The following is a 1,737-nucleotide window of genomic DNA, read 5'->3' on the forward strand; positions in this document are numbered from 1 at the left end:
GCGAGCAGAAGGACTCAATGCTAGCCCCACACTCGCCGCGAGCAGCACCCTACTAGCCTTGCTTTTTCTTCGCCGCGTCTAACTTCTCCTTCGCCGCGTCCAGCCTATCCTTCGTTGCCTGACGCTCGAACGCGCGCCGTTCTTCCTTCGACCGCGAAACCGGATTCGGCACCACACGCAGTGGCGCAGCCGAAACCTGCCCGCGCGTCGACGCGCTAGTGCTCGTCTGCGCATTCACCGAGTTAGCCGGCGCAGGCGAATTGGGTGATACAAACTGCGCGAAGACCTCGCCATCCTTCATCATGCCCATCTCATAACGTGCTCGCTCTTCAACCGCAGCGGTGCCGTTCTGCAAGTCCGCAACCTCGCCCTCCACGCGTCCATTGCGTAGCTGGAGAGCAGCATTTTTCTGGGTTTGCTCGGCCAGTTGTTCCTGCAATTCATGGACGCGCAGCCAGCCGCCATGTCCCCACCACAGCGGGTACTGGATCATCGCCAGCAGCAGGATCAGGACGAAGGTGACAATCCGCATTGAAGAGGCAACAAAAACATGAAATCTAGCGCTGAATCTGGCGCCGCCCCGCGTTCCAGGGAACACGGGGCGGCGGACTTAAAAACGTGCGGCAGGACGGCCACGGGTACAACGACCATTCGAGCCGACCTACACGCTAACGTCCGGTAAAACCAAAAGCTCTAGCGCAAATTGTAGAACGCCGACTTGCCCGGATAGCTCGCGATATCGCCGAGATCTTCTTCGATACGCAACAACTGGTTGTACTTCGAGATCCGGTCGCTGCGCGACAACGAACCCGTCTTGATCTGACCAGCGTTCAAACCAACCGCAATATCCGCAATGGTCGAATCTTCGGTTTCACCCGAACGATGCGAGATCACGGCAGTGTAACCCGCCCGCTTCGCCATTTCGATGGCCGCGAACGTCTCGGTCAACGTGCCGATCTGGTTGATCTTGATCAGGATCGAGTTGGCAATGCCCTTGTCGATGCCTTCTTTCAGGATCTTCGTGTTCGTCACGAAGAGATCGTCACCGACCAGTTGGATCTTCTTGCCGAGCTTGTCGGTGAGAATCTTCCAGCCGTCCCAGTCGCTTTCGTGCATGCCGTCTTCGATCGAAACGATCGGGAATTTATCGGCGAGCGCACCCAGGTAGTCGGCAAATTCCGTCGACGTCAACTGCAGGCCTTCGCCCGCTAGTTGATATTTGCCGTCGTGGTAGAACTCGCTCGCGGCGCAGTCAAGCGCCAACAAGACATCTTCGCCCGCGCGATAACCGGCTTTTTCGATCGCCTGAACCACGGTCGACAAGCATTCATCGTTGCTGCCGAAGTTCGGCGCGAAACCGCCTTCGTCGCCCACTGCCGTGCTCATGCCCCGATCGCTCAGGATTTTCTTGAGCGCATGGAACACTTCGGCGCCGCATCGCAACGCTTCGCGGAATGTCGGCTGGCTGACCGGGACGATCATGAATTCCTGGATGTCCAGGCTGTTGTTGGCATGCGCGCCGCCGTTGACGATGTTCATCATCGGCACCGGCAGTTGCATTGCGCCCGAGCCGCCGAAGTAGCGGTACAGCGGCAGGCCGGCTTCTTCGGCGGCCGCTTTTGCAACCGCCATCGACACGGCCAGCATCGCGTTCGCGCCGAGGCGCGACTTGTTGTCGGTGCCGTCGAGTTCGAGCAGCGTCTTGTCGAGGAACGCCTGCTCCGATGCGTCGAGGCC

2 protein-coding genes are annotated in these 1,737 nt (G+C 59.2%); both read right to left on the reverse strand.

All coding sequences use genetic code 11. The features are described 5' to 3' along the window. Positions 1 to 52: 52 nt before the first annotated feature. Entirely contained in the window at positions 53 to 532 is a 480-nt protein-coding gene (gene ftsB / locus WCA53_RS00540) for a cell division protein FtsB (protein WP_423904142.1), read from the reverse strand. A gap of 161 nt (positions 533 to 693) precedes the next feature. Next, positions 694 to 1,737: phosphopyruvate hydratase (gene eno, locus WCA53_RS00545; RefSeq protein WP_423904145.1), on the reverse strand; the 1,044-nt coding region annotated here is incomplete at its 5' end.

Origin of the sequence: Caballeronia sp. (assembly GCF_049581465.1) — a bacterium.
Lineage (GTDB): Bacteria > Pseudomonadota > Gammaproteobacteria > Burkholderiales > Burkholderiaceae > Caballeronia.

Bases quoted from the DNA above. Each gene is read 5' to 3' on its own strand.
- ftsB (WP_423904142.1), bottom strand. From the start codon at position 532: ATGCGGATTGTCACCTTCGTCCTGATCCTGCTGCTGGCGATGATCCAG.